This is a genomic window from Yoonia sp. 72 (assembly GCF_034652275.1).
Lineage (GTDB): Bacteria > Pseudomonadota > Alphaproteobacteria > Rhodobacterales > Rhodobacteraceae > Yoonia.
In genome coordinates this window covers 961,704-988,349 of sequence record NZ_JAXIWG010000001.1, presented here as the reverse complement: position 1 = coordinate 988,349, position 26,646 = coordinate 961,704, and the positions used below count along the sequence as shown (strand labels likewise).

Genomic DNA, 26,646 nt, shown 5'->3' with positions numbered 1-26,646 from the left:
CCCGCCATGTCCGCTGCCGCAGATCAAACCCCGCACATTCCCGTCCTGATCCGGCCCTTGATCGGGGCGGTCAGCCCTGTGACGGGCGTCTGGCTGGATGGCACCTTTGGCAACGGCGGCTATACCCGTGCGCTGCTGGCGGCAGGTGCGGACAAGGTGATCGCCGTGGACCGTGACCCGCTGGCATTCCAGATGGCGGCAGGATGGGTCGGTGATTACGGCGACCGGATCGTGATGCAGGAAGGCGTGTTTTCGCAGCTTGATACCTATGCGCAGGACCTTGACGGCGTTGTGCTGGACCTTGGGGTCAGCTCCATGCAGCTTGATCTTGCCGAACGCGGCTTTTCGTTCATGCGCGACGGGCCGCTTGATATGCGGATGTCGCAGTCGGGCGTGTCGGCGGCTGATCTTTGTAACACCGCAGACGAGGCCGAACTGGCCGATATCATTTATCTTTACGGCGAAGAACGCGCGTCCCGCCGCATCGCCAAGGCGATTGTCGCAGGCCGTCCGCTGACGACGACAGGCCAACTGGCCAAGATCGTTGAAAGTTGCTTGCCACGCGCCAAGCCGAACCAGTCGCACCCCGCCACCCGCACTTTTCAGGCGCTGCGCATTGCGGTGAACAACGAATACGGCGAACTGGCCGAAGGCTTGATGGCCGCCGAACGCGCGCTCAAGCCGGGCGGGCAACTGGCCGTCGTGACCTTTCATTCCGTCGAGGACCGGATGGTCAAACGGTTCCTGCAGGCGCGATCAGGCAACAATGCCAACGCCAACCGCTATGCGCCCGAAACCACCCAGATCACGCCCGCCTTTCGCATTGAAAAGCGCAAGGCCATCGGGCCGGACGATCAGGAACTGGCCGAAAATCCACGGTCGCGGTCGGCCAAACTGCGGGTCGCGATCCGCACCGAGGCTCCGGCGCAAAGCCTTGATCCGGCCGATCTGGGCATGCCGATGATGCGTAAGAAGGGAGGCCGCTGATGCGGGGTTTTCTGTATGTTTTCGCAGCACTTGCCGTGATCGGGCTGGCCTTCTGGGCCTATCAGGAAAACTATACCACCCAGACCGCCGTGCGCGAAGTGCGCGGGCTTTACAGTGAAATCGGCGCGGCCCACGACCGCTTGCAGATGCTGCGTGCAGAATGGGCCTATCTGAACCGGCCCGACAGGCTGGCGGATCTGGCGGATCTGAATTTTGACCGGCTAGGCCTTTTGCCGCTGCGGCCAGAAGCCTTCGGGCAGGTGGGCCAGATCATCTATCCGATCCCGCCGATCCTGCCGATCACCGACCCGATCGAATTGTCGAGCGACACGCTCGCTCTGGAAGAGGACCCTTTGTGATGCGCACGCCGCTGCGGCCTCTGGCCCGTATCCTCAAGGCCCGCGAAAAGGGCGAAAACCCCGATGTGATCGAGGCCGAAAACCGCGCCCGCCGCCATGCTGCCGAACAGGACAAGGCGCGCAGTCGCGCCGAAGGGCGGTTGCTTTTGCTGGGGCTGATGTTCTTTTGCGCTTTCATCGTGATCGGTGGGCGGATGGGCACTCTGGCGTCCTCGGTCCCCGAAGAACCGCGCGCCGCCGCCGAAGGCAACCCGATCATCGGCCAGCGCGCCGATATCGTGGACCGCAACGGGCGGCTCTTGGCGACGAACCTTGATACATTCTCGCTTTATGCGCATCCGCGCCAGATGGTCGATCCTGCGCGCACGGCGACGCAGCTTGCCGCGATCTTTCCGGAAATGGATGCCGACAGGTTGCTGGCCGATTTCACTGGTGAACGGCGCTTTTTGTGGTTGCGCCGCCAGATGAGCCCCGAACAGATGCAGGCCGTGCATGACATCGGCAGCCCCGGTCTGCTGTTCGGCCCGCGCGAGATGCGCCTTTACCCCAATGGATCGCTGGCCGCGCATATTCTGGGCGGTGCCCGCTATGGCCGCGAAGGTGTGTCCAGCGCCGAGGTGATCGGTGTGGCCGGCGTGGAACGGCAGTTCGACACCTTCCTGCGCGACCCCGCCAATGAAGGTGCGCCGCTGCAACTGTCGATCGACCTGTCCGTCCAGGCCGCCACCGAACAGGTGCTGGCAGGGGGCATGGCGCTGATGAACGCCAAAGGGGCCACAGCCGTCCTGATGGATATCCATTCCGGCGAGATCATCGCCATGGCGTCCTTGCCCGATTTCGACCCCAACAGCCGCCCGCAGGTCGCCACCACCGGCGACCAGTCGGACAGCCCGCTGTTCAACCGCGCGGTGCAGGGAGTGTACGAGCTGGGGTCGGTGTTCAAGCTTTTCACCATCGCGCAGGCGATGGAACTGGGCCTTGTCAACGCCAATACCATGATCGATACGACCAGCCCGCTGACGTGGGGGCGTTTCCGCATCCGCGATTTTCGAAATTACGGGCCGCAGAACAGCGTCACCAACGTGATCGTGAAATCCTCGAACGTCGGGACGGCGCGGATCGCGATCCAGATCGGCGCAGAAAGGCAACGTGATTTCCTAGGCCAGCTTGGGCTGCTGCGGGCGACATCTGTCGAAATGATCGAAGCCCCGACCGGCGCGCCGTTGTTGCCGCGCAACTGGTCGGAAATCTCGACGATGACGATTTCCTATGGCCACGGCCTGTCGTCTTCGCCTTTGCATCTGGCGGCGGCCTATGCGGCGATGGTCAACGGCGGCACCGCGGTGCAGCCCACGCTTTTGCCCAACCCCAACCCCCAGCCCGGCCCCCGCGTCATCAGCGAGGCGGTCAGCCGGTCGATGGTCAGCATGCTGCGCGACACCGTGACCGAAGGCACCGCCTCTATGGGCGATGTCGCAGGCTACGAGGTCGGCGGCAAGACCGGCACCGCCGACAAGCCGCGTGCGGCGGGTGGCGGCTATTATCCGGACAAGGTCATTTCGACCTTCGCAGCCGTATTTCCGGCCAGCGATCCGCAATATGTGCTGATCACGACGCTGGATGAACCGGTCGAAACCTCGGGGACCGAACCGCGCCGCACCGCTGGCTGGACGGCCGTGCCTGTGGCCGCCGAGATCATCCGCCGGACAGCGCCGTTATTGGGCCTGCGCCCGCAGATGGACATGGGCGAACCTGTCGGTGTAACACTCACCTCGAACTAAGGGGGCATGTGATGACGACACTGACGGCGCTGGGATTGACGGCAGCGCAGGGGCGCGATGCGACCATCACATCACTGGCCGTAGACAGCCGCGATGTGACCAAGGGCAGTCTTTTCGCCGCCTTGCCGGGGGCAAAGGTGCATGGCGCGGAGTTCATCCAATATGCTTTGCGCATGGGCGCTGCCGCCGTGCTGACCGATGCCGCCGGCGCGCGGATCGCCGCCGATGTGCTGGCAGCCAGTGATGCCGCATTGATCGTCGCCGAAGACCCCCGCCAGACGCTGGCGCAGACGGCCTCGCTCTGGTTCGGGGCGCATCCGGGGACGGTGGTGGCCGTGACGGGGACCAACGGCAAGACATCGGTGTCCAGCTTTTGCCGCCAGATCTGGGAAGTGATGGGGCTGGCGGGCGTGAACCTTGGCACCACGGGTGTCGAAGGCGCCTGGGCCTATCCGCTGAAACACACGACCCCCGAACCGATCACGCTGCACCGCGTGCTGGCCGAGGCCACGGCGCAGGGCGTCACCCATGTCGCGATGGAAGCCTCCTCGCACGGGCTGGACCAGCGCCGCTTGGATGGCGTGGTGCTGGCAGCGGCGGCTTTTACCAATTTCACGCAGGACCATCTGGATTATCACGGCACGTTCGAGGCTTATTTCGCGGCCAAGATGGGCCTTTTCACCCGCGTTCTGGCCGAGGATGGCGTGGCCGTCGTCAACCTTGACGATCCCAAGGGGCCTATCGTCGCCGCACTCTGCACCCAGCGCGGGCAAGAGGTGATCGGCGTTGGGCGCAGCGACGATGCCCGCCTGCGTCTAACCGGACAGCGGTTCGATGCGACGGGGCAGGATCTTTTGTTCACATGGCAGGGGCGTCCGCACCATGCACGCCTTGCGCTGATCGGCGGGTTTCAGGCGGAAAACGTGCTGCTGGCGGCCGGATTGGTAATCGCCGCAGGGGCTGATCCGCTCGAGGTATTCGCGGCCTTGCCGCATCTTGGCACCGTGCGGGGCCGGATGGAACTGGCCGCGACACGCGCGAACGGGGCGGCGGTGTTCGTCGATTACGCCCATACGCCGGACGCCGTGGAAACCGCGCTGAAAGCGCTGCGCCCGCATGTCATGGGCCGGATCGTGGCGATCATCGGCGCAGGCGGCGACCGCGACCGTGCGAAACGCCCCCTGATGGGCGAGGCGGCAGCGAAATTCGCGGATTCGGTGATCGTGACCGACGACAACCCCCGCTCCGAGGACCCCGCCAGCATCCGCGCGGCCGTTCTGGCAGGTGCGCAAGGGTGCGACAGCCTGAGCGAAGTCGCCGACCGCGCCGAGGCGATCCTGCGCGGCATCGACATGCTGCAACCGGGTGACGCGCTGCTGATCGCGGGCAAGGGCCATGAAAGCGGGCAGATCATCGGCGATACGGTGATGCCGTTTGACGATGTGGAACAGGCCAGCGTCGCCGTCGCGGCTTTGGAGGGGCGGATATGACCGCGCTTTGGACCGCCGCTGATGCGGCTGCCGCGACGGGCGGTGCCACCAGCGGTGACTGGACCGCCACAGGCGTGTCGATCGACACCCGCACCTTGCAGCCGGGTGATCTGTTCGTGGCACTAAAGGATGCGCGCGACGGGCATGATTTCGTCGCCATGGCGCTAGAAAAAGGGGCTGCGGCAGCCCTCGTCAGCCACCGCCCCGACGGTGTCTCACCCGATGCGCCCTTGTTGGTCGTCCCTGACGTGCTGGCGGGGCTGGAGGCGCTGGGCATTGCCGCACGCGCGCGCAGCACGGCCCGCATCGCCGCGATTACCGGATCGGTGGGCAAGACCTCGACCAAGGAAATGCTGCGCACCGTGCTGAGCCGCCAAGGCAAATGCCACGCGGCAGAGGCGTCCTACAACAACCACTGGGGCGTGCCGCTGACGCTGGCGCGGATGCCCGCCGATGCCGATTTCGCCGTGATCGAGATCGGGATGAGCAATCCGGGCGAGATCACACCCCTGTCGCGCATGGCGCGACCCCATGTGGCGATGGTCACGACCGTGGCGGCGGCGCATCTGGCGTCGTTCGAAAGCCTTGCGGGGATCGCGGCTGAAAAGGCCACCATCGTCGACGGGCTGGAACCGGGTGGCATCGCGGTGCTGAACGCCGATGTTGAAACCACAGCGATCCTGCAAGACCGCGCGCGCGAGATCGGCGCGCAGATCGTGCTGTTTGGTGAAACCGCAGGCGCATGGCGGATCAGCGATTTGCGGATATCGCAGGATGTGACGGTGATCGGTGCGACATCCCCCGGGCATGATTACCTGTTCAAACTCTCGGTGCCGGGGCGGCATTTCGGGCTGAACGCGGTGGGTGTGCTGGCGGTGGTGGCAGCGCTTGGGGCGGACCCTGTTGCCGCCTCGCTTGATCTGGCGCTCTGGGTGCCGCCTGCGGGGCGCGGCACGCGCGAGATCCTCCAGCTTGATCCGGCCAACGAATTCGAAACGCTCGACCTGATGGATGATGCGTTCAACGCCAATCCCACATCGCTTGCCGCCTCGCTCGAGGTGATCGCAGCAGGCCAGCCGCGCGACGGTGTGGGGCGGATCGTCAAGGGACGCAGGGTGGCCATTCTGGGCGACATGCTCGAACTTGGCACGGACGAGGTCGCGATGCATGCCGCCATGGCGCAGAACCCCCATTTGCAGCAGCTGGACCTGATCCATTGCGCAGGCCCCCTGATGCGGCATCTGTGGGAGGCTTTGCCGCAGGGCAAGCGCGGGCAATGGGCCGCCACGGCGGCCGAACTTGCCGTGCAGGCCGCGCGTCTGGTGGATACCGGCGATGTGGTGCTGGTGAAGGGATCAAAAGGCAGCAAAGTGTCGCTGGTCGTTGACGCGATCCGCAAACTCGGGCATCGCCGCGGTGACGAATAACAGGACCAAATCATGTTTTACTGGCTGACGGCACTTTCGGATGGCGGCGACGTCTTCAACCTGTTCCGCTACATCACCTTCCGTGCCGGTGGAGCCTTTCTGACGGCGCTGATCTTTGGCTTCATTTTCGGACGGCCGCTGATCAACGTGCTGCGCCGCAAGCAGGGCAAGGGCCAGCCGATCCGCAGCGACGGCCCCGAAGGGCATTTCGTCAAGGCGGGCACGCCCACGATGGGCGGTCTGCTGATCGTGGGGGCGCTGACGGTGTCCACGCTGTTGTGGGCGCGGCTGGATAACCCGTTCGTCTGGATGGTCCTGTTTGTCACCCTGTCTTTTGCCGCCATCGGTTTTGCCGACGATTATGCCAAAGTGTCCAAGCAAAACACATCCGGCGTGTCGGGCAAGGTGCGCATCTTGCTGGGCATCACCATTGCGGGCATCGCGGCCTATTGGGCGGCGCAGTACCACCCTGACGATCTGACCAACCAGCTCGCTGTGCCGATTTTCAAGGACACATTGATCAACCTCGGCCTGCTGTTCGTGCCGTTTGCAATCATCGTGATCGTGGGCTCTGCCAATGCGGTGAACCTGACCGACGGGCTGGACGGGCTGGCGATCATGCCGGTGATGATCGCGGCAGGCACTTTCGGGGTCATCGCCTACGCCGTGGGGCGCGTCGATTTCACACAATATCTAGATGTGCATTACGTTCCCGACACCGGCGAATTGCTGATCTTCACGATGGGGCTGATCGGCGGGGGCCTCGGGTTTCTCTGGTATAATGCGCCACCTGCTGCCGTGTTCATGGGCGACACCGGATCGCTCGCCTTGGGCGGCGCATTGGGTGCCATCGCTGTCGCCACCAAGCACGAGATCGTGCTGGCCATCGTCGGCGGCCTGTTCGTGGTCGAGGCTTTGTCGGTCATCATTCAGGTGCTCTATTTCAAACGCACCGGCAAACGGGTGTTCCTGATGGCCCCGATCCACCACCATTACGAAAAGCAAGGCTGGTCCGAACCACAGATCGTGATCCGGTTCTGGATCATCGCGCTGATCCTTGCGATGATCGGGCTTGCGACGCTGAAGGTGCGTTAAACTCTGCGTTGCATTTGCTCGAGGTGCGACGTATTGCTGCATTGTGTAATGTAGCGCGGGCACGAGGTTCAAAATGCCGATTGTGATTTTAATCCTGACAGCGGTCGGGGGTGCAATCTGGTTTTGGGTCCGGTCCAATCCGCGTCAGGCTTTGGATGTGGCCGCCGATGCGGTGACCGTCGCGCGCAATGCGCCACGCAAGCTTGCCTTTCGCAGGCAAACCAAGGCGCATCCTGTCGAAGGCATCGATGATCCCAATATCGCCATCTGCGCCTTGGCTCAGGCATTTATCGAACTGGATAACCTGCCGACGGCGGAACAACGCAGCCGATTGGACAAGATGTTGCGCAAGCGGTGCAGTCCAGCCGAAGCCGAAGAGATCCAAGTGTTGGGGCGCTGGCTTGTCGCCCAATGCGGCACCCCGGAGGCTGCCATCGCCAAGCTGTCGCGCAGGCTTTACAAGATTGACGGCAGCGCATCATGGGCTGCGCTGCAGGACATCTTGATGGCGCTGGTGGGAGACGTACTGTCCCCAAGGCAAGCTGATGCAGTTGCCGAAATGAAGCGCGCCATCCTGCGCTAGGCAAAAGCTGCGACGCCAGACCGCTGCTTTGCCATAGCTTTTTTCATGTGCGCGCAGGGCCTCTTGGCTGCGGTAAGCCTGCGGTCTGTGGCGATAATGTCGGCTTCATTCCCTTGCGTGTGCAGGCCACAAAATGCACTTTGTGGCGATCTATAGAAAGAGGCAGTTCATGATTCCTGTGCAGGGATATACCGGCCAGACCGTCGCCGTTCTCGGGCTCGGGCGGTCAGGGCTGACGGCGGCAGCGGCGTTACAGGCAGGTGGTGCTCAGGTTGTCGTCTGGGATGATGGGCCTGCTGGCCGCGCGGCGGCCGAAGCGGCAGGGTTGGAACAGCGCGACCTGACCAAGCCCGCATCCTACGCAGGTGTCACGGCGCTGATCGTCAGTCCCGGCATACCCCATCTTTATCCTGCACCACACGCCGCCATTGCCGCTGCTTGGGCCGCACGCGTGCCGGTAGACAACGACATCGGGCTGTTCTTTAAGTCCTTCGCCACCGACGACTGGGACGGGTTCGAGACCACCCCCCGCGTCGTGGCCGTGACCGGATCGAACGGGAAATCGACCACATCGGCACTGATCCACCACATCTTGGCCGAAAGCGGGCGGCCTGCGCAGCTTGCAGGCAATATCGGGCGCGGCGTGCTTGACATCGACCCCGCGCGCGATGGCGAGGTTGTCGTGCTGGAACTCTCCTCCTACCAGACCGATCTGGCGCGTGCGATGACGCCTGACGTGGCCGTGCTGACCAATCTATCGGCGGATCATCTGGACCGGCATGCAGGGCATGGCGGGTATTTCGCAGCCAAACGGCGGCTCTTCGCCGAAGGGGGGCCCGACCGCGCCGTGATCGGCGTTGATGAAAACGAAGGCCGGTATCTGGCCAACCAGTTGTCCGAAGGGGCAGGGGATGACCGCGTGCTGCTGATCTCATCGGGGCAAAAGCTGACCGAAGCCGCATGGTCTGTCTTTGCGCGCAAGGGGTTCTTGTCGGAATACCGGCATGGCCGGCAGGTCGGGTCCATCGACCTGCGCCCCATCGCGGGGTTGCCCGGCGCGCATAACCACCAGAACGCCTGTGCCGCCTATGCGGTCTGCCGCACGCTGGGGCTTGGCCCCCGCACCATCGAGGCGGCGATGCAATCCTACCCCGGCCTGCCGCACCGCAGCCAACTGGTCGCGGAACGGGACGGCGTGCGGTTCGTCAACGACAGCAAGGCCACGAATGTCGACAGTGCCGCCAAGGCGCTGCAAGCCTTTCCCCGCATCCGATGGATCTGCGGTGGCTTGCAGAAAGAAGGCGGGCTTGACGCGCTGCTGCCGCATCTGCCGCATGTCGCCAAGGCCTATGTCATCGGGCGGGAGGCTGCCGGTTTTGCCCGCCAGCTGCCCGGCATTGCAGCCGAAGTCTGCACCACGATGGCACGTGCCGTGGCCCTTGCCGCATCCGAGGCCGAACCGGGCGATGTCGTGCTGCTGGCGCCTGCGGCGGCGTCGTTCGATCAATACGACAATTTCGAACAGCGCGGCGCGGATTTCATCGTCTGCGTGACGGCAACGATGTCGGGGACTTCCGCTTAAATCGCTCCAGTGGCAACGGAATCTTTACGAGTTGGCCTGTAGATCGGGTGCGCCTTCCATAATTGCAGGTTGCCCGTATGCCCGATACAATCGAACAGGTGCTCGCAAAATTCGATCTTGACCGCGACAGCGTCAGGGCCGCCGGTGCCGTGGTGATGCCGCTGATGGACCATGTTCTGGACCATTTCTACAATTTCGCGACCTCGGATGCTGACAGCATGCGGTTCTTCCCCGATCAGGCGATGATGGACCATGCGCGGCATGAACAGAAACGGCATTGGGAATTGCTGTTGGCGGCCCGCTTCGATGATGCCTATCTGACCTCGGCGGACCGTCTGGGGCGGGTGCATTTCAAAATCCAGCTGCCGTTTCTCCTATATCTGTCGGGCTATAGCCACGCGACGTCGCAGATTCAGGACCTTCTGCTGAAAAAGGCGCGGGGATTGACCGGTGTCGGTCGCCGCACGCAGGTGGACAGGGCCTTGCCGCTTTTGACGCGGGTATTCGGCCTCGACATGCATTTCGTGATCAAGGCGTATTTTTCCGCCCAGATGGAAGAACAGAACACAGCGTTCCGCCATATTCAGGACGGGATGGGACGGATGGCCGCGCGCGATCTGTCACGGCCTGTCCCAAGCCCCGACACAAGCGACTATCCAGCGCGATATGATGGCATCCGGCAATCGCTCAATGCGCTGATGGGAACGTTCCGCGGGCTACTCGAACAGATCCAGACAACCAGCGCAGGGATTACCCAGCATGCACAGGAAATGACCGTCGCGGCCGAGGATCTGTCGCGCCGCACCGAAACGCAGGCCGCAACCCTCGAACAGACGGCTGCGGCGGTCGAGGAGATTACCGTGACCGTCAAGTCATCGGCTGCGGCCACGCGCGAAACCGATCAGGTTGTTTCACAGGCCCAGCACAATGCCGAACGCGGCAACGACGTAGTGCAGCAAAGCGTCCAGATGATGCGCGACATTGCCAAGGCTTCCGCCCAGATCGCCGAGATTGTTACCGTGATTGATGACATGGCCTTCCAGACAAACCTGCTGGCGTTGAACGCAGGTGTAGAAGCCGCGCGCGCCGGCGATGCAGGGCGGGGCTTTGCGGTCGTCGCGTCAGAGGTGCGCAATCTTGCGCAGCGGGCGTCAGATTCCGCCAAGGAAATCAAAATCCTGATCCAGAAAAGCACCGAACTCGTCGACCACGGCGTCCACTTGGCCGATCAGGCGGGCGACGCGCTGGGCAGGATCGTGACCGAGGTCGGCAGGGCCACAGTCCTGATGTCGCAGGTCGCCAGCTCGTCTCAGGAACAATCGACCGGCCTCAGCGAGATTGCGACCGGTGTTGCCCAGCTTGATCAGGTGACACAACACAACGCGGCGATGGCCGAAGAAACGGTGGCGGCGATCACATCGATGCAGCAGTCCGCGCGCGCGCTGACGCAGCTTGTCAATGAATTCGTGTTGACGGATGTGGCACATGGACGTAAGCCAATGTCGCGCGCAGCGTAGGGTGGGGCCCGCCCCGGCTTATCCTTGCCGGATGGCCTGTCCTGCCGCCCAACCCGACGACCAGGCCCATTGAAAGTTGTAGCCCCCCAGCCATCCGGTCACGTCGACACATTCACCGATGAAGTAAAGTCCGGGGACGGTCTTGGCCGCCATTGCCTGCGATGACAGCGCCGATGTGTCGATGCCGCCCAGCGTGACCTCGGCGGTCCGGTAGCCTTCGGACCCTGACGGTGTCACCAGCCAGTCTTGCAGGGTGGCGCAGATGGCGGCAAGCCGTGCGTCGCTTTGGTCTGCCATGGTTCCGGTCAGGGCGAAGCCTTCGGCAAGGTAATCGACCAGCCGCCCCGGCAGATACAGCGACAGGATCGTCGTCAGCGCCTTGCGCGCATCGCTGTGCCGATGCCCCTGCAAGGCGCCCATCAGGTCCGTGCCAGGGATCAGGTTGATGCTGATCGGTTCGCCTTCCTCCCAATGGGACGAGGCTTGCAGCACCGCTGGCCCCGACAGCCCGCGATGGGTGAACAACAGCGCTTCGTCAAAGGCCGTACCACCTGCCGTGACGCGCGCGGGTGCCGCGACGCCCGCCAGCGATTTGAACCGCTCGTCCGAAAAGGTCAGTGGCACAAGGCCCGGGCGGGGTGTCACCACCGGTAGGCCGAAATGGTCCGCGATCTGATAGCCAAGGCCGGTCGCCCCCATCTTGGGGATCGACTTGCCGCCGCTGGCCACCACCAGATTGCGGGCTGTTACGGCGATATCGCGCCCATCCCGCGTCAGCAGAACAGTGAAATCGGTCCCGTCATGCCCGATCTCGCCCACCTGCGTCTCAAGCCAGAGATCGGCGCCCGCGCGCGCCATTTCCGTGCGCAAAAGGGCGATGATATCCTTGGCCGAGATGTCGCAGAACAACTGCCCCAGCGTCTTTTCATGCCACGGGATACCATGCGCATCGACAAGGGCGATGAAATCCCACTGCGTATAGCGCCCCAGCGCCGATTTCGCGAAATGCCGGTTCTGGCTGATGAAATTGGCGGCGCTTGTATGCAGATTTGTGAAATTGCAGCGCCCGCCGCCCGAAATGCGGATTTTCTCGCCCGCCGCGCGCGCATGGTCGACGACCAGAACGCCCGGTCCGGCATGGGCCGCGCACATCATGCCTGCGGCACCTGCGCCGATGATCAGTGTCTGCACTTTCATAAGCCGCGATGTGGCGCGGATCGTGGGCGGGCGCAAGGTGCAGATTTCCTGTGGAATCGCAGCCCAAGCCGGTCTATGCTGACTGCGAGACCCGGTAAACGGGCGGTTGAGGCAAATTGGCGGTGATCCATGACGGAAATGGTCTATGGTGCGGTTCCGGTGCAATCCGGCGACCCTGTTCTTCCACGGTGGTGGCGCACGATCGATAAATGGACGCTGTCCTGCGTGATGGTCCTGTTCGGGATCGGGCTATTGCTGGGCTTTGCCGCATCGCCACCGCTGGCTGCCAAAAACGGGCTGGAGCCGTTTCATTACGTCATCCGCCAGACCGTGTTCGGCGGGGCCGCGATTGTCGTGATGATCGCCGTGTCGATGATGTCGCCCACGATGGTGCGCAGGCTGGCGATCCTTGGGTTCTTCGCGGCATTCGTGTCGCTTTTGTTCTTGCCCTTCTTTGGCACCGATTTTGGCAAGGGGGCGACGCGGTGGTATTCGCTGGGGTTCGCATCCGTGCAGCCATCCGAGTTCCTCAAGCCCGGCTTCATCGTGATGACGGCTTGGTTGCTGGCCGCCTCGACCCAGTTGGGCGGCCCTCCGGGCAAGCTCTATTCGTTTATCCTGACGATGGCGGTGGCCATGCTGCTCGCTTTCCAGCCTGATTTCGGGCAGGCGGCGCTGATTATGTTTGCTTGGGGTGTGATGTATTTCGTCGCAGGTGCGCCGATGACCTTGCTGATCGGGCTGGCCGTGGCCGTGTTTTTCCTCGGCACCCTGTTTTATTCCAATTCCGAACATTTCGCGCGCCGGATCGACGGGTTCCTGTCGCCGGATGTCGACCCGACGACACAGCTTGGCTTTGCCACCAACGCGATCCGCGAAGGCGGCTTTTTCGGCGTCGGCGTGGGCGAGGGGCAGGTGAAATGGTCACTGCCCGATGCGCATACCGATTTCATCATCGCCGTCGCTGCCGAGGAATACGGGTTGGTCTGCGTGCTGGTCATCATCGCGCTTTATACCACCATCGTTGTGGGCTCGCTTTTGCGGCTGATGAAGGAACGCGACCCGTTCATCCGGCTGGCAGGCACCGGCCTTGCCTGTATCTTTGGCGCGCAAGCGATGATCAACATGGGCGTGGCCGTGCGTCTGCTGCCGGCCAAGGGGATGACGCTGCCGTTTGTGTCTTATGGCGGATCGTCGTTGATCGCGGGGGGCATCGCGATCGGGATGCTGCTGGCCTTCACGCGGTCGCGTCCGCAAGGCGAAATCGGCGATATCCTGCTGCGCAGGGCCAACCGGTGACCGCGCCGCTTTTGATAATCGCCGCGGGTGGCACGGGCGGGCATATGTTCCCTGCACAAGCCTTGGCCGAGGCGATGCTGGCCCGTGGCTGGCGCGTGAAACTGTCCACCGATGCGCGCGGCGCGCGTTACACGGGCGGCTTTCCGGCGGCGGTCGAGGTCAGCACCGTCGGCAGCGCCACCTTTGCCCGTGGGGGGCTGGCGCAGAAACTCGCCGTGCCGTTCCGCATCGCGGGTGGCATCGCGGCCGCAAAATGGCGGATGCTGCGCGACCGGCCTGCGGTGGTCGTCGGTTTCGGCGGCTATCCTGCGATCCCCGCGATGACAGCCGCTTGGGCCTTGCGTGTGCCGCGCATGATCCATGAACAGAACGGTGTCTTGGGGCGTGTGAACCAGATTTTTGCCAAGCGCGTCGATCAGGTCGCCTGCGGTACATGGCCGACCGACCTGCCAGCTGGCGTGACCGGCATCCACACAGGCAATCCGGTCCGCAGGGCGGTGCTGGACCGTGCGGGCGCGCCCTATATCCCGCCCGGGGACTACCCGATGGCGCTTTTGGTGCTGGGCGGATCGCAAGGCGCGCGGATCATGTCCGATGTGGTGCCTGCTGCCATCGCCGCCTTGCCGGACCATTTGCGCGCCAATATCCGCGTCAGCCATCAGGCCCGTGCCGAGGATATGGACCGCGTCGCGACCTTCTATGCCGAGGCGGGCATTTCCGCCGATGTGCAGACCTTTTTCGCCGATGTCCCCGCGCGGATGAGCGAGGCGCAGCTTGTGATTTCCCGCTCTGGTGCGTCCACGGTGGCCGATGTCAGCGTGATCGGGCGGCCCGCGATCTGGGTGCCTTTCGCGGCGGCCGTGCGTGACGAACAGACCGCCAACGCCCGCCAACTGGTCGAGGCAGGGGCCGCATTGATGATGACCGAGGCGCAGTTCGACGCATCCAACCTGACGATGGCGCTGCAGAACCTGCTGTCGGATGACGCCATGGCCACGGGTATGGCGACCAAGGCGGTCGCCTGCAGCGTGCCGGACGCCACGGACCGGCTTGTGCAATTGGTTGAAAATCTGGCAGAGGCGCGCAAAAGATGATGGATGGAACCCCGGTGATGAATGCTGCAACGAAACTGCCCCTTGATGTGGGCCCGATCCATTTCGTCGGCATCGGCGGCATCGGCATGTCCGGCATCGCCGAGGTGCTGCTGAACCACGGCTACCGCGTCCAAGGGTCCGACCTGAAAGCAACCAAGATCACCGACCGGCTCAAGGCTCTGGGGGCTGTCATCTTTGAAGGCCAGCGCGCCGAGAACCTGACAGGGGCCGAGGTGGTCGTGATTTCTTCCGCGATCAAACCGGGCAATCCCGAACTGGACGCCGCGCGCGCGAACGGACTGCCGGTAGTGCGCCGCGCGGAAATGCTCGCCGAACTGATGCGCCTGAAATCCAACGTCGCTGTTGCAGGCACGCATGGCAAGACGACGACAACCACGATGGTCGCGGCATTGCTGGACGAAGGCGGCATCGACCCCACGGTCATCAACGGCGGGATCATCCACGCTTACGGGTCCAACGCCCGCATGGGGCAGGGCGAATGGATGGTGGTCGAGGCGGACGAGAGCGACGGCACCTTCAACCGCCTGCCCGCAACGATTGCCATCGTCACCAATATCGACCCCGAACATATGGAACATTGGGGCAGCATCGAGAACCTGCGCAAAGGGTTCTATGATTTCGTCTCCAACATCCCGTTTTACGGTCTTGCTGTCTGCTGCACCGATCACCCCGAGGTGCAGGCGCTGGTGGGCAAGATCACCGACCGTCGCGTCGTGACCTTCGGTTTCAACGCGCAGGCCGATGTGCGCGCGATCAACCTGACCTACAAGGCGGGTGTCGCGCATTTCGACATTGCCCTGCAATCCGAGGATCAGGTGATCGAAGGCTGCAGCCTGCCGATGCCCGGCGATCACAATGTGTCCAATGCCTTGGCCGCTGTCGCCGTGGCGCGGCATCTGGGGATGAAAAAGGACGAGATCCGCGCCGCGCTGAAGGGCTTTGGCGGGGTCAATCGCCGCTTTACCAAGGTGGGCGAGGTGGGCGGCGTCACCATCATCGACGATTACGGCCATCATCCGGTGGAAATCGCTGCTGTGCTCAAGGCCGCGCGTCAGGCCACCACAGGCCGCGTGATCGCCGTGCATCAGCCGCACCGTTTCAGCCGCCTGTCGCATCATTTCGAGGATTTCTGTTCCTGCTTCAATGACGCCGATGTTGTCGGCATCTCGGAAGTTTATGCCGCAGGCGAGGACCCGATTGCAGGTGCGAGCCACACCGATCTGGTCGCAGGCCTGATCCGCCACGGCCACCGCCACGCCCGCATCGTCAATTCCGAGGATGATCTGGAACGGCTGGTCCGCGAACAGGCCAAACCGGGCGATATGGTCGTCTGTCTTGGCGCTGGCACGATCAGCACTTGGGCGAACGGGCTGCCTGCAAGATTGCAGGGCTGACCCCGCAATGACGGCACGCGCATGACCCAAAGCCTGATCGCCATCAGCCTCTGGGTTGTGCTGGCCTTTGTGCTGGCCGCTTTTCCATCGACCGACAATCACTGGCGGCGCGCCTATGTGCTGATCGCGATTGGCTTGCCATTGCTTGCTTGGGTGACGTGGCAGGCGGGTCCAATGGTCGGCGCGCTGGGGCTGGTTGTCGGTGGGTTGGTCCTGCGCTGGCCTGTCATTTACTTGTGGCGCTGGCTCCGGCGGGCGCGCTGATGGACGGTCTCGAGATCATCGCGGGTATGAGCGTTTGTGCTTTCGTGCCGTTCTTCGTGCTGGTGCGCTGGGCGCGGGCGGGCAGGTTCGGGCTGGTACTGACGGTGCTGTCGGTTCTGGGCGCGGTCGCGGTGATCCTGCTTTATGCCACAGCCAAGCCCTTCGGCATCGACCCCGTGCGGGCTATGGCGATCCTGCTGCTGGGCTTGGTGCCTGCGGGTATTGGCGGCGGGGCAGGCGCGTTGCTCGGCAAGCTGCTGCGCAACCGCGATGACAGGCGGGTGTAGAATTACATTGAACGGCGTTCACGTATTTGCTAAGAAATGAACATAGTTCATTTACAGGAGCGAATCATGGAAGCCGAAGCCTTTATGTTTTTTGTCGTCTTGCCCGCCTGTGTGGCCGCACTTGCCGGTTGGCTGTCGTTCTGGTGTGGACGCCGGCGCCTGCGGTGGGGGATCATCGGTTTGTCACTTGCACTTGTCGGGCTGGCCGTCGCAATGCTCGTCGGCCTTGAGGTTGCGCGCGGTCTTGACGGGCTGGTCTACCTTGCCGGTCTGATGCTGATCGTGGCTCCTGCTGGGCTGGGCGTGCTGCTGGGCGGCATCGTTGGCTGGCAGCGCAAAGACGCTGTCCCGCCTGACGCGCAGCAGGCCTGACGACAAGCCAGCGGTCGGCTTTACAGGGCTGGCCGTTTGCGCCTATCAGGCCAGCAACGGCAGATCGGTAGGCAGCAAAAGGAGACCGGCCCCATGCGTGACTTACCCAGCGTCCGTGGCACCCTGACCCCGCAGCGCGCCTTGGCCGATCTGACATGGATGCGCGTGGGCGGCCCCGCTGAGGTTTTGTTCCAGCCCGCCGATGCAGATGATCTGGCGGCGTTTCTGGCCGCACTCGACCCGTCCGTGCCGGTGTTCCCGATGGGGGTCGGCAGCAACCTGATCGTGCGCGACGGCGGGATACCGGGTGTCGTGGTGCGCTTGGGGCGGGGTTTCAACGGCATCGCCATCGACGGCGGCACCGTCACGGCAGGGGCGGCAGCACTTGACGCCCATGTCGCCCGCCGCGCGGCAGAGGCGGCGTTGGACATGACCTTCCTGCGCACCATCCCCGGCACCATCGGCGGGGCGGTGCGGATGAACGCGGGCTGCTATGGGTCCTATGTGGCCGATGTGCTGACTTCGGTGCAGGTCGTTCTGCGCGACGGCACAGTGCAGGATGTGCCAGCCGCCGACCTGAATCTGGCCTATCGTCAAAGCACTTTGCCCGAGGGCGCGATCATTCTGGGCGCGACTTTTGCGCCGCCCGCGGGCGATCACGACGACCTTGCCGCGCGGATGGACGACCAACTGGCCAAACGCGATGCGACCCAGCCGACCAAGGACCGCACGGCGGGGTCGACATTCCGAAATCCCGCGGGGTTTTCATCCACGGGGCGCGCCGATGATACGCATGAATTGAAAGCCTGGGCCGTGATCGATGCCGCCGGGATGCGGGGTGCAACCCTTGGCGGGGCGGTGATGAACACGATGCACCCCAACTTTCTGACCAATGCGGGCGGGGCAACCGCCGCCGATCTGGAAGATCTGGGCGAGCTGGTGCGGAAAAAGGTTTACGATTCCCAAGGGATCACGCTAGAGTGGGAAATTATGCGGGTCGGTTTGCGGCACGCGGATTAAAGGTCGCAAAGACCGGCGCCCCGCACAGGGGCACAACTAATGACGGGCCGCAAACGGCCCGCGAAAGAGGCGGTGGGTATGTCGAGCAGGGCAAACCCGAAAGTTGTTGTTCTGATGGGCGGTCCATCGGCTGAACGCGAGGTATCGCTCAGCTCTGGCCGCGAATGTGCAGCGGCTTTGCGGGCAGCAGAATGTGATGTGATCGAGGTCGACGCCGGCCCCGACCTTGCCACGCGTCTGACCGAGATCGCCCCCGATGCCGTGTTCAACGCGCTGCATGGTCGTTGGGGCGAGGATGGCGCCGTGCAAGGTCTGCTAGAGTGGTTGCGCATTCCTTACACCCATTCGGGCATTCTGGCCTCGGCGCTGACGCTGGATAAAGAACGCACCAAGGATATCTACCGCGCGGTCGGTCTGCCGGTCATGCACAGCATTCTGGCCGATGCCGACGACGTGCGCGCGCGCCATGTCATGCCGCCGCCCTATGTGGTGAAGCCTTATAACGAAGGCTCCAGCGTCGGTATCTATATCGTGCAGGAGGCCGCGAACGGCCCGCCGCAGCTGTCGGACGACATGCCCGCGCGGGTGATGGTGGAAACCTATGCCCCGGGGCGCGAATTGACGACGACCGTCATGGGCGACCGTGCGCTCACCGTCACCGATATCATCACCGATGGCTGGTATGATTATCATGCCAAATACGCCCCCGGCGGGTCGCGTCATGTGGTGCCGGCAGAGATTCCCACGGAAATTTTCGATGCCTGCATGGATTACGCGCTGCGCGCGCATCAGGCGCTAGGTTGTCGCGGGATCAGCCGGACCGATTTCCGCTGGGACGAAAGCCGTGGCCTTGACGGGTTGATCCTGCTGGAAACTAACACCCAGCCCGGCATGACGCCCACCTCACTTGCGCCCGAACAGGCGGCCAAGGTCGGGATCAGCTTTCCCGAACTCTGCCGCTGGCTGGTGGAGGATGCCTCATGCGATCGCTGATCCGCCGCCGCGCCATCGCCGATATGCCGCATGATCCGGCCCCGTCGAAATGGGGCTATCGCTATCAGCGGCTGATGCTGACGCCGGGGTTCCGCGCGACTGTGCGTATCGGCGTGCCGATCCTGCTTATCGCGGTGATTGCAGGGTCGTGGTTTTCCAAACCCGAGAACCGCACCATGCTGGACACAAAGATCGCCGAGACAATCCGCAGTTTTCAGGAACGCCCGCAATTCATGGTGCAATCCATGGATGTCACGGGTGGCGATGATGCCGTCCGTGCGGCGGTGATGGAGCTTTTGCCCAAGACCTTCCCGCTGTCGTCGTTCGATCTGGACCTGCTAGCGATCCGTGCCGAGATCGAGGCTCTTGATGCCGTGCGAACTGCCAGTGTCCGGGTCGGGCCGGGTGGGACGTTGCAGGTCGATGTGACCCCGCGCGAACCCGTCGCTTTGTGGCGCGACGGGCCGGTGTTGCGGCTGATCGACGCCGAAAGCGTGCAATCGGGCACCGTGGCGTCACGCGGCGACCGGCCTGACCTGCCGTTGATCGCAGGCGACGGGGCTGAACAGCATATTCAGGAAGCGCTCGATCTTTATGCAGGTGCTGGTCCTTTGCGCGACCGCGTGCGCGGGCTGGTCCGTATGGGCGAGAGGCGCTGGGATATCGTGCTCGACCGGGACCAGCGCATCCTGTTGCCCGGCGACGGGGCGGTGGCGGCGTTCGACCGTGTGATCGCGCTGAACCTCGCGCAGGACATGCTGGAACGGGACGTGACGATTGTGGATATGCGCAATGCCGAACGGCCGACCTTGCGGATGAACGAAGATGCCGCGGCCGCATTGCGCCGCGTGAATACAACAACAACCGGGGCGGGCAACTGATGGGCGATCTCTACGACAGTCAACGGGCGATGCGGCAGATGCGGAAGGCCGCGATGCAGCGGGGCGTGGTGGCGGTGCTGGATGTCGGCACCTCCAAGATCGCCTGCCTTGTGCTGCGCTTCGACGGGCCAGAGCGGTTCCGCAGCGTCGATGGTGTGGGGTCGATGGCGGGGCAATCGCAGTTCCGCGTGATCGGGGCTGCAACGACGCGCTCGCGCGGTGTCCGCTACGGCGAAGTCGATGCGATGCAGGAAACCGAACGCGCGATCCGCACGGCGGTGCAGGCCGCGCAGAAAATGGCCAATGTCCGCGTCGATCACGTCATCGCCTGCCTGTCCGGCGCGCGCCCGCGGTCCTACGGCCTTGCCGGTGAACTGGACGTATCGGGCGGCACCGTCACCGAACAGGATATCAGCCAGGTCATGGCCAATTGCGATGTGCCCGACTACGGGTCTGACCGCGAAGTGCTGCATGCCCAGCCCGTCAACTTCGCGCTCGACAACCGTTCCGGCCTTGCCGATCCGCGCGGGCAGATGGGCAACCGGCTGACAACCGACATGCATATGCTGACAGTCGATGCGGCCGCGATCCAGAACATCTTTTACTGCATCAAGCGCTGTGATCTCGAACTCGCGGGGCTAGCGTCTTCGGCTTATGTGTCGGGCATGTCCACGCTGGTCGAGGATGAACAGGAACTGGGTGCTGCCTGTGTCGATCTGGGGGGCGGATCCACCGGCATTTCGGTCTTTATGAAAAAGCACATGATCTATGCGGATTCCGTGCGCATGGGGGGCGACAACGTCACCTCTGACATCTCGATGGGGTTGCAGATTCCCGCCGCCACCGCCGAACGGATCAAAACCTTCTATGGCGGTGTCGTCGCCACCGGCATGGACGACCGCGAGATGATCGAGATCGGCGGCGACACCGGCGATTGGGAACGCGACCGCCGCACCGTCAGCCGCGCCGAGCTGATCGGCATCATGCGCCCGCGTGTCGAGGAGATCCTCGAAGAGGTGCGCGCCCGTCTGGATGCGGCCGGGTTCGAGCATTTGCCCAGCCAGCAGATCGTGCTGACAGGTGGCGGCAGCCAGATCCCCGGTCTTGACGGGCTGGCCAGCAAGATTTTGGGCCAGCAGGTGCGTCTGGGCCGCCCCTTGCGGGTGCAGGGCCTGCCGCAGGCCGCGATCGGCCCCGCGTTTTCGGGGGCTGTCGGGCTGTCGCTGTTTGCAGCCAACCCGCAGGACGAATGGTGGGATTTCGAAATTCCCGCCGACCGCTATCCGGCACGGTCGCTGAAACGGGCCGTCAAATGGTTCAGGGACAACTGGTGATGCGCAACATCTTGCCGATCGGTCGATATCGAGCGGAAAAGATGAAATATCCGTCAAGATTTGGTAGCCATTTTGTGTTTTTTCCGTGACCTTTCGGCACCAGAAGGCTATGCTAGGGGTTAATTGGCAGCAGTCGCCCGGTGGGACGGGCTAAAACAAAAACAGGCGGACAGAGTTATGACACTGAACCTTTCCCTTCCCGGGCACGACGAACTGAAGCCGCGCATCACCGTTTTCGGCGTCGGCGGCGCTGGTGGCAACGCAGTCAACAACATGATCGAGAAGCAACTCGACGGGGTTGAATTCGTTGTGGCCAACACGGACGCGCAGGCGCTGGCGCAATCGCGGGCGACCTCGAAAATCCAGATGGGTCTGAAAGTGACCGAAGGTCTGGGTGCCGGTGCGCGTGCCAGCGTGGGTGCGGCCGCTGCCGAGGAAAGCATCGAACAGATCGTCGACCATCTGGCCGGCGCGCACATGTGTTTCATCACCGCCGGTATGGGCGGCGGCACCGGGACGGGGGCTGCCCCGATCATCGCGCAGGCTGCGCGCGAACTGGGTGTGCTGACCGTCGGCGTTGTGACCAAACCCTTCCAGTTCGAAGGCGGCAAACGCATGCGTCAGGCCGATGACGGCATCGAAGCCCTGCAAAAGGTCGTCGATACGCTGATCATCATCCCCAACCAGAACCTGTTCCGTCTGGCCAATGAAAACACCACCTTCACCGAAGCCTTCGCGCTGGCGGACGACGTGCTGTATCAGGGCGTCAAGGGTGTGACCGACCTGATGGTCCGTCCGGGCCTCATCAACCTCGACTTTGCGGACGTGCGTGCCGTGATGGACGAGATGGGCAAGGCCATGATGGGCACCGGCGAGGCCGAAGGCGAGAACCGCGCCATTCAGGCCGCCGAAAAGGCCATCGCGAACCCGCTTCTGGACGAAATCAGCCTCGAAGGCGCGCGCGGCGTGTTGATCAACATCACCGGCGGCTATGACCTGACGCTGTTCGAACTGGACGAAGCCGCCAACAAGATCCGCGAAAAGGTCGATCCCGAGGCGAATATCATCGTCGGTTCCACGCTGGACACCAGCATGGAAGGGCGCATGCGCGTGTCCGTCGTCGCCACCGGCATCGACGCCAAGGCCAAGCGCGCCGAGGATGCGACACCGCGCCGGTCGATGTCCGCGCCACTGCCGCAGGCCCATCAGGCCCCGGCAGCGCCAGCACCGGCGCCTGCGCCTGTTGCTGCCGAACGCGTTGCTGCTGCTCCCGCACGGCAGGAACCAAGCCTGTTCGAGGATTTCGAGCAGGAACCTGCCCCTGCCTTCGAGCCACGCCGCGAAGCACCCGTTGCGCAGACGCGCGCCGCAGACGATCTGCCGCCACCAGCCTACACGCCGCGCCCTGAACCGACGCTGTCGGATGCCGACACCTTCGTCGCACCCCGCGCGCCCGCACCCGGCACCCCGTCGCCAGAGGCGCTGGCCCGCTTGCAGGCCGCCGTCAACCGCGCGCCGAAGCCTGCCGAACAGCAGCGCCCCGCCGCCCGTGCGCCAGAGCCGGAAAAGCAGCGTTTCGGGATCAATTCGCTGATCAATCGCATGACCGGTGCGCAGGCCGAAGCCCCCGCGCCGCAGCCTTCGCGCACGCAGCCGCAAGTCACCGCGCTGCGTCCCGAGCAAGAGGCCGAAGGCGATCAGGATCGAATCGAAATCCCCGCTTTCTTGCGCCGTCAGGCCAACTGATCACGCGATCCGCCGCTGTTACATGGCGGTTACATACGGAAAAAAAGGCCGCAGCGATGCGGCCTTTTTGTTTTTTATCAGGGGGTTGAGGCGGAAACACGCCAGTGAATCACGATGTTTCAGTCCGTCGCAAAGAGTGAATTGAGCATGCTGCACCTGCACACTACCTAGATTGGTGATAATCATGAACGGCGAAGATGGCTCTCTCAGGTGCAGAATACCGTAAAATCCCCCATCGTCTTTGAAGGTGTCGGCCTGCACACCGGCGTGCCTGCGCGCGTTGTGCTGCGTCCTGCACCGGCAGGGGCCGGTATCGCGTTCCGGCGTGTCGATCTGGCAGGCAGCCCGGTGATCCCCGCGTTGTGGCAGAATGTCATTGTCTCGCCACTGAACACGCGGTTGGCGAATGCGGATGGCGTATCCGTGTCCACGATCGAACATTTGATGGCCGCTTTGGCTGGGTGTGGCGTGCACAACGCGCTGGTCGATGTCGATGCTGCCGAAGTGCCGATCCTTGATGGCAGTGCCGCAGCCTTCGTGCGCGGGATCGTCGCAACCGGATTGCACAGCGACGCCGCACCTCTGCAAGCGATCGAGGTTCTGCGCGAGATCTCCGTGACCCAAGGTGCGGCGACTGCAACGCTCAGCCCGGCGACGACCTTGCAGATCGATTTCGAGATTGATTTCGCTGACGCGGCAATCGGTCGCCAGCACAAGACGCTGAACATGGCCAATGGCGCTTTTGTGCGTGAATTGTGCGACAGCCGCACATTCTGCCGGTCGTCCGACGTAGAGGCGATGCGCGCGCAGGGCCTTGCCCTTGGCGGAACCATCGACAACGCGGTGGTGGTCGATGGCGACAAGATCCTGACCCCCGGTGGCCTGCGCCACCCGGACGAGGCTGTGCGCCACAAGATGCTGGATGCCTTGGGCGACCTTTACACGGCCGGTGCGCCAATTCTGGGGCGCTATACAGGGTCGCGTGCGGGGCATGCGATGACGAACATGCTGCTGCGCGCTTTGTTTGCACAGCCGGACGCTTGGCGCTTTGTACGCTGCGACAGCAATATTGCAGCCCGTCTGCCCGGTGTGGGTGTCAGTCAGGCCGATCTGGTGGCGGTTGCCTGACACCAGTTGTCGCCGTGTTGATCGCACGGGGATCAAAAGGCATTTTGCCCCCGAATTTTGTATGCTAGACCCCTTCGGGACCGCAGTGCGCCGCGTGCCGTGCGGCGGCAGTCAGGCAAGAGGACAGCAGACGTGACAAGCAACATGAAAAACAAACGCGTTCTGGGCGCGGTTGCCGCCCTGATGTTGCTGGTGGCTTGCGGCGGCGGGGGCAGCAATGTCCCGCTGGAAGACCTGAACGCACAACAGATCTTTGAACTGGGCGAACGCCAGATCGAGGCGGGAAATCCCGATGATGCCGCCTTCACCTTTGGCGAGATCGAACGTCTTTATCCCTATTCCGAGCTCGCGCAGCGCGCGCTGATCATGCAGGCCTTCGCGTATCACCGCGACCGCGACTATCCCAACAGCCGCGCCGCCGCCCAGCGTTTCCTTGATTTCTACCCTGCTGAACAGGATGCGCCGTATGCCGCCTACCTGTTGGCCTTGTCCTATTACGACCAGATTTCCGATATCGGGCGCGATCAGGGTCTGACCTTTCAGGCGTTGCAAGCCTTGCGTCGCGTGATCGAAACCTATCCCGACAGCGAATATGCGGCCGCCTCGGTTGCGAAATTTGATCTGGCCTTTGACCAGCTGGCTGCCAAGGAAATGGAAATCGGGCGTTACTATCTCAAGCGCGCGAATTACGCCGCCGCCGCAAACCGTTTCCGCACCGTGGTCGAGGATTTCCAGACCACGACCCACACGCCCGAAGCCTTGCACCGATTGGTGGAAACCTATCTGTCGCTGGGCCTGACCCAAGAGGCGCAGACGGCGGGTGCCATCCTTGGCTATAACTACCAGTCCAGCGAATGGTACGCGGCAAGCTTTGCCTTGCTGACGGGCCGTGGCCTTGCCGCAGAGTCGGCGGGCGACAACTGGCTGGCGTCGATCTATCGGCAGGTGATCCGGGGTGAGTGGCTCTAACCACGGCGGGGGTTTTCCCGCCCTTCGGGGTGCGACATGCTGCGCGGCTTAGACATCAGGGACATGCTGATCATCGACCGGCTGGAACTGGCGTTCCAGCCCGGGCTGAACGTGCTGACAGGCGAAACCGGCGCGGGCAAGTCGATCCTGCTTGATTCGCTGGGCTTTGTGCTGGGCTGGCGCGGACGTGCCGAACTGGTCCGCCAAGGCGCCGAACAGGGCGAGGTTACGGCATGGTTCGACCTGACCGCCGATCATCCGGCCCGCGCGATCCTGCAGGATGCGGGGCTCGAGGTCGAGGATGAGCTGATCCTGCGCCGCATCAACACCCGCGACGGGCGCAAGACCGCTTGGGTCAACGACCGCCGCGTCAGTGGCGATGTGCTGCGGGCCTTGTCCGAAACACTGGTCGAACTGCATGGCCAGCATGATGATCGAGGCCTCTTGAACCCCCGCGGGCATCGCCAGATGCTCGATGCTTTCGCGGGCGCGGAAGGTGAACTGGCCGCCACACAGGCCGCTTGGCGTGCGCTGTCCGCCGCGCGCAAGGCGCTGGCCGCCGCCGAAGCCAAGGTCGCCGAAACCCGCGCCGAGGAAGATTACCTGCGCCATGCCGTGGCCGAGCTTGACGCGCTCTCGCCCGAGGCGGGCGAGGAGGCGACGCTTGATGCGCAGCGCCGTCTGATGCAGGGCGCCGAAAAGATCCGCACCGACATCGCCCGCGCGCATGAGGCACTGGGCCTGCAAGGCGCCGAAGGGCTGATCAATGATGCGTCGCGCTGGCTGCAGGGGGCCGCCGACAAGGCCGAAGGGCAGCTTGATGCCGCGCTGACCGCGATCGAGGCGATGATGCTGGCGCTGGACGATGCGCAACGCGGGATCGAAACCTGTCTTGATGCACTGACATTCGATCCTTACGCGCTGGAACAGACCGAGGAGCGGCTGTTCGCCATCCGGGGTCTGGCGCGCAAACATGACGTACTGCCCGACGATCTGCGCGGTTTTGCCGATGATCTGCGCGGACGGCTTGCCGTGCTGGATGGATCATCAGGCGATCTGCAGGCGCTGGCAGGGCAGGTGCAGGCCGCACAGGCAGGCTATGACGCGGCGGCGGCAGACCTGCGCGCCAAGCGGCAGGCGGCGGCGCAGCGCCTTGATGCGGCGATGGCGGCTGAACTCGCCCCGCTCAAGATGGAACGCGCCGTGTTCACGACCGAAATCACCCAGGCCGACCCCGGCCCTGAAGGGATCGACAACGTGGCCTTCACCGTCGCGACCAACCCCGGTGCGCCGACCGGCCCGATCAACAAGATCGCTTCTGGCGGTGAACTCAGCCGGTTTCTTCTGGCGCTCAAGGTCTGCCTGACCCAAGGCGCTGACGGTCTGACGATGATTTTCGATGAAATCGACCGTGGCGTCGGCGGGGCGACGGCCGATGCCGTGGGGCGGCGGCTGGCCGAACTGGCACGGGGCGGGCAGGTGCTGGTCGTGACCCATTCGCCGCAGGTCGCAGCCTTGGGCGGGCATCATTGGCGCGTGGAAAAACACCAGCATGCGGACGCGACACTATCAACGGTTGTGCCGCTGGATGCTGGCGCGCGGATCGACGAAATCGCGCGGATGCTGTCGGGCGACACGATCACCGAGGCGGCGCGCGAAGCGGCGAAAGCCTTGATAAGAGCCTGAAAAAATTAGGGGCAGCGCTAACTGTCATGTGACCATGCCAGCGACACTACCCCCAGACCATACGGGTTACCGTACCCACTCATTCACATTTGCCACCCCGGCCACTCACCTCCGGAACAGTCAAAGCTATTACGTGAAAC

Annotated in this window: 24 protein-coding genes; 23 read left to right on the top strand and 1 reads right to left on the bottom strand. The window is 63.6% G+C overall.

Going from position 1 to position 26,646, the window contains the following annotated elements; all coding sequences use genetic code 11:
• The first annotated feature begins 6 nt into the window (after window positions 1-6).
• The 9 genes from rsmH to VCK47_RS05045 all read left to right on the top strand — a co-directional run bounded on the left by rsmH (window position 7) and on the right by VCK47_RS05045 (window position 10,821).
• Window positions 7-987 carry a 16S rRNA (cytosine(1402)-N(4))-methyltransferase RsmH gene (gene rsmH / locus VCK47_RS05085; protein WP_322889629.1) on the top strand — a complete coding sequence of 327 codons (981 nt, stop codon included), beginning with the start codon at window positions 7-9 and terminating at the stop codon, window positions 985-987.
• Entirely contained in the window at window positions 987-1,346 is a 360-nt protein-coding gene (gene ftsL, locus VCK47_RS05080; RefSeq protein WP_322889628.1) for a cell division protein FtsL, read from the top strand. The genes rsmH and ftsL overlap by 1 nt, the downstream gene beginning before the upstream one ends.
• The gene (locus VCK47_RS05075) at window positions 1,346-3,127 is read left to right on the top strand and encodes a penicillin-binding protein 2 (RefSeq protein WP_322889627.1); all 1,782 of its coding nucleotides are present in this window, start codon (window positions 1,346-1,348) and stop codon (window positions 3,125-3,127) included. The genes ftsL and VCK47_RS05075 overlap by 1 nt, the downstream gene beginning before the upstream one ends.
• 11 nt (window positions 3,128-3,138) lie before the next feature.
• The gene (locus tag VCK47_RS05070) at window positions 3,139-4,617 is read left to right on the top strand and encodes a UDP-N-acetylmuramoyl-L-alanyl-D-glutamate--2,6-diaminopimelate ligase (protein WP_322889626.1); all 1,479 of its coding nucleotides are present in this window, start codon (window positions 3,139-3,141) and stop codon (window positions 4,615-4,617) included.
• On the top strand, window positions 4,614-6,044 hold the full coding sequence (locus VCK47_RS05065) for a UDP-N-acetylmuramoyl-tripeptide--D-alanyl-D-alanine ligase (RefSeq protein ID WP_322889625.1): 1,431 nt from the start codon (window positions 4,614-4,616) through the stop codon (window positions 6,042-6,044). The genes VCK47_RS05070 and VCK47_RS05065 overlap by 4 nt, the downstream gene beginning before the upstream one ends.
• A gap of 12 nt (window positions 6,045-6,056) precedes the next feature.
• A complete protein-coding gene (mraY, locus tag VCK47_RS05060) occupies window positions 6,057-7,139 on the top strand; it encodes a phospho-N-acetylmuramoyl-pentapeptide-transferase (protein WP_322889624.1) in 1,083 nt (360 codons plus the stop codon).
• Between the two features lie 157 nt (window positions 7,140-7,296).
• Window positions 7,297-7,722: a hypothetical protein gene (locus tag VCK47_RS05055; RefSeq protein WP_322889623.1), complete on the top strand. Its 426-nt coding sequence runs from the start codon at window positions 7,297-7,299 to the stop codon at window positions 7,720-7,722.
• 169 nt (window positions 7,723-7,891) lie between these two features.
• The gene (murD, locus tag VCK47_RS05050) at window positions 7,892-9,304 is read left to right on the top strand and encodes a UDP-N-acetylmuramoyl-L-alanine--D-glutamate ligase (protein ID WP_322889622.1); all 1,413 of its coding nucleotides are present in this window, start codon (window positions 7,892-7,894) and stop codon (window positions 9,302-9,304) included.
• Window positions 9,305-9,381: 77 nt separating this feature from the next.
• Window positions 9,382-10,821: a methyl-accepting chemotaxis protein gene (locus tag VCK47_RS05045; protein ID WP_322889621.1), complete on the top strand. Its 1,440-nt coding sequence runs from the start codon at window positions 9,382-9,384 to the stop codon at window positions 10,819-10,821.
• Between the two features lie 18 nt (window positions 10,822-10,839).
• Here VCK47_RS05045 and VCK47_RS05040 read toward each other — a convergent pair whose 3' ends face one another.
• On the bottom strand, window positions 10,840-12,018 hold the full coding sequence (locus VCK47_RS05040; RefSeq protein WP_322890029.1) for an NAD(P)/FAD-dependent oxidoreductase: 1,179 nt from the start codon (window positions 12,016-12,018) through the stop codon (window positions 10,840-10,842).
• A gap of 129 nt (window positions 12,019-12,147) precedes the next feature.
• Here VCK47_RS05040 and VCK47_RS05035 point away from each other — a divergent pair, with 129 nt between their 5' ends.
• From VCK47_RS05035 to recN, 14 genes are all read left to right on the top strand, one after another.
• Complete coding sequence (locus VCK47_RS05035) at window positions 12,148-13,317, top strand: putative peptidoglycan glycosyltransferase FtsW (protein WP_322889620.1); 1,170 nt, start codon at window positions 12,148-12,150, stop codon at window positions 13,315-13,317.
• Window positions 13,314-14,411 (top strand): UDP-N-acetylglucosamine--N-acetylmuramyl-(pentapeptide) pyrophosphoryl-undecaprenol N-acetylglucosamine transferase, encoded by a 1,098-nt coding sequence (locus tag VCK47_RS05030; RefSeq protein ID WP_322889619.1) that lies wholly within the window; start codon window positions 13,314-13,316, stop codon window positions 14,409-14,411. Before VCK47_RS05035 ends, VCK47_RS05030 begins: the two co-directional genes overlap by 4 nt.
• Window positions 14,412-14,428: 17 nt before the next feature.
• Window positions 14,429-15,826 (top strand): UDP-N-acetylmuramate--L-alanine ligase, encoded by a 1,398-nt coding sequence (murC, locus tag VCK47_RS05025; protein WP_322890028.1) that lies wholly within the window; start codon window positions 14,429-14,431, stop codon window positions 15,824-15,826.
• A 21-nt stretch (window positions 15,827-15,847) separates the two neighbouring features.
• Window positions 15,848-16,090, top strand: a complete 243-nt coding sequence (locus VCK47_RS05020) for a DUF2484 family protein (protein ID WP_322889618.1) — start codon at window positions 15,848-15,850, stop codon at window positions 16,088-16,090.
• A complete protein-coding gene (locus VCK47_RS05015) occupies window positions 16,090-16,377 on the top strand; it encodes a UDP-N-acetylmuramate--alanine ligase (RefSeq protein WP_322889617.1) in 288 nt (95 codons plus the stop codon). Before VCK47_RS05020 ends, VCK47_RS05015 begins: the two co-directional genes overlap by 1 nt.
• Before the next feature lie 66 nt (window positions 16,378-16,443).
• The gene (locus tag VCK47_RS05010) at window positions 16,444-16,749 is read left to right on the top strand and encodes a hypothetical protein (RefSeq protein ID WP_322889616.1); all 306 of its coding nucleotides are present in this window, start codon (window positions 16,444-16,446) and stop codon (window positions 16,747-16,749) included.
• 93 nt (window positions 16,750-16,842) lie between these two features.
• Entirely contained in the window at window positions 16,843-17,769 is a 927-nt protein-coding gene (gene murB / locus VCK47_RS05005; protein WP_322889615.1) for a UDP-N-acetylmuramate dehydrogenase, read from the top strand.
• Between the two features lie 114 nt (window positions 17,770-17,883).
• Window positions 17,884-18,762: a D-alanine--D-alanine ligase gene (locus VCK47_RS05000; protein WP_322890027.1), complete on the top strand. Its 879-nt coding sequence runs from the start codon at window positions 17,884-17,886 to the stop codon at window positions 18,760-18,762.
• Window positions 18,750-19,643 carry a cell division protein FtsQ/DivIB gene (locus tag VCK47_RS04995; protein WP_322889614.1) on the top strand — a complete coding sequence of 298 codons (894 nt, stop codon included), beginning with the start codon at window positions 18,750-18,752 and terminating at the stop codon, window positions 19,641-19,643. Before VCK47_RS05000 ends, VCK47_RS04995 begins: the two co-directional genes overlap by 13 nt.
• Entirely contained in the window at window positions 19,643-20,977 is a 1,335-nt protein-coding gene (gene ftsA / locus VCK47_RS04990) for a cell division protein FtsA (RefSeq protein WP_322889613.1), read from the top strand. Before VCK47_RS04995 ends, ftsA begins: the two co-directional genes overlap by 1 nt.
• A 177-nt stretch (window positions 20,978-21,154) precedes the next feature.
• The gene (gene ftsZ / locus VCK47_RS04985; protein ID WP_322889612.1) at window positions 21,155-22,723 is read left to right on the top strand and encodes a cell division protein FtsZ; all 1,569 of its coding nucleotides are present in this window, start codon (window positions 21,155-21,157) and stop codon (window positions 22,721-22,723) included.
• A 210-nt stretch (window positions 22,724-22,933) separates the two neighbouring features.
• Window positions 22,934-23,851: a UDP-3-O-acyl-N-acetylglucosamine deacetylase gene (lpxC, locus tag VCK47_RS04980; RefSeq protein ID WP_322889611.1), complete on the top strand. Its 918-nt coding sequence runs from the start codon at window positions 22,934-22,936 to the stop codon at window positions 23,849-23,851.
• Window positions 23,852-23,995: 144 nt separating this feature from the next.
• A complete protein-coding gene (locus tag VCK47_RS04975) occupies window positions 23,996-24,820 on the top strand; it encodes an outer membrane protein assembly factor BamD (RefSeq protein ID WP_322889610.1) in 825 nt (274 codons plus the stop codon).
• A gap of 36 nt (window positions 24,821-24,856) precedes the next feature.
• Complete coding sequence (gene recN / locus VCK47_RS04970) at window positions 24,857-26,506, top strand: DNA repair protein RecN (RefSeq protein WP_322889609.1); 1,650 nt, start codon at window positions 24,857-24,859, stop codon at window positions 26,504-26,506.
• The last annotated feature ends 140 nt before the right edge of the window (window positions 26,507-26,646 follow it).